The 1,449-nt window shown below is 45.4% G+C and carries 1 protein-coding gene; it reads right to left on the bottom strand.

Going from position 1 to position 1,449, the window contains the following annotated elements:
• Positions 1-29: 29 nt before the first annotated feature.
• Positions 30-1,399 (bottom strand): IS3-like element ISKpn8 family transposase gene (locus ACOTX2_RS24985; RefSeq protein ID WP_085949440.1). Its coding sequence is split into 2 segments (ribosomal slippage): positions 30-919 and positions 919-1,399, totalling 1,371 coding nucleotides; the frame shifts between segments, so codons are not numbered across the junction.
• Between the last annotated feature and the right edge of the window lie 50 nt (positions 1,400-1,449).

The following is a 1,449-nucleotide window of genomic DNA, read 5'->3' as shown; positions in this document are numbered from 1 at the left end:
GGTTGTACTGACCCCAAAAAGTTGGACAGTTAAACACGAGGCACATAGGTCTGGGTTCGATATTCAATTGGACTCAGACCTTTTAATTTCAGGCTAATTCTTCTGCTGTTGTAGTAGTCAATATATTCCGTAACAGCATCCTTCAGTTCGCTTATATTACTGAACTCGTCAAGATAAAAACACTCCGACTTTAAGGTTCCAAAGAAACATTCCACGACTGCATTATCCAGACAATTGCCTTTTCTGGACATGCTCTGTGTAATGCCTTGTTCTTTAAGGATGTTTTGATACCTTCTCATACGATACTGCCATCCCTGGTCAGAGTGCAGAATAGGATGCTCGTGAGGCTTAAGCTTTTTGAATGCCTGATCGAGCATATTCTCGACCATGTTCATCACAGGTCTTTCCGACAGGCTGTAAGAAATAACTTCGTTGTTGAAGAGATCTATTACTGGAGACAAATACAGCTTTCGCCCATTGACTGCAAATTCAGTAACGTCGGTAACCCACTTCTCGTTTGGCCGTGTAGCCTTGAAATCCCTTTGGAGAACATTGGGGGCGGTTTGCCCTACCTCTCCTCTGTAGGAGCTGTATCGTTTGACCTTAATCGCTGCCTTAAGCGAGAGGGTTCCCATCAGGCGCTGAACGGCTTTATGGTTAATCCGTTCCCCGTCTCGATGGAGAGACAACGTTACCCTACGGTATCCGTAACGACCTTTATTCTCGTGATAAATCTCACCAATACGCTTTTTAACATCCGCATACTTATCAGGCTTGCTGAGAGCCTTTAGATGGTAATAAAACGTACTGCGCGGTATCTCCGCTGCCTTGAGAAGCTCATCAAGAGGGTAAAACTGCCTTAGCTCGTTGAGTACTTTCACTTTTTCGCGGGATGAGCTAAGGCTTTCAGCTTTTTTAGATACGTAAGCCGCATTTCAAGGAATCGAACTTGTCTTTCAAGATCCTCAATACGTCGGTCTTTCGACAGCTCCAATGCTAACGCCGCTTTTTCTGGATCAACTGACATTGTAATGTTTCTTTTGGTGCCGATCTTGAGTGCGCGTAAACCAGCTTCTCCGTGCTCCTCATAGACTTTCAGCCACTTGGCTACAGAACCACTACCAGCAAGCATAAAGTGAGCAGCAGCCTGATTGAGGGACATCTGCTGCTCGGTCACGGCTTTCACGACCTTAATGCGCAACTCTGGATCAGCACTAACGCCTTTAGGTTTGGGAATTAAACCTTTTTCTCCATGTTTTTCATAGAGGGCAACCCACGTCCTGACCTGGGTTCGAGGCACACCAAAACGTGCAGAGATGATCCTGTAACCATCATCAGTTGTGAAGTAGTGATTCACGACTTCAAGGCGCTTTTCGAAGGGGTATTTTGGCTTTGACATATCAGGGACTATTCCATTTCATCGTCCAACAAAATGGGTGCAGTACAGGT

Source organism: Enterobacter cloacae complex sp. IR5412, assembly GCF_049237385.1.
Taxonomy (GTDB): Bacteria; Pseudomonadota; Gammaproteobacteria; order Enterobacterales; family Enterobacteriaceae; genus Enterobacter; species Enterobacter intestinihominis.
The sequence above is the reverse complement of the archived record's forward strand: the minus strand, read 5'-3'. Positions and strand labels throughout refer to the sequence as shown.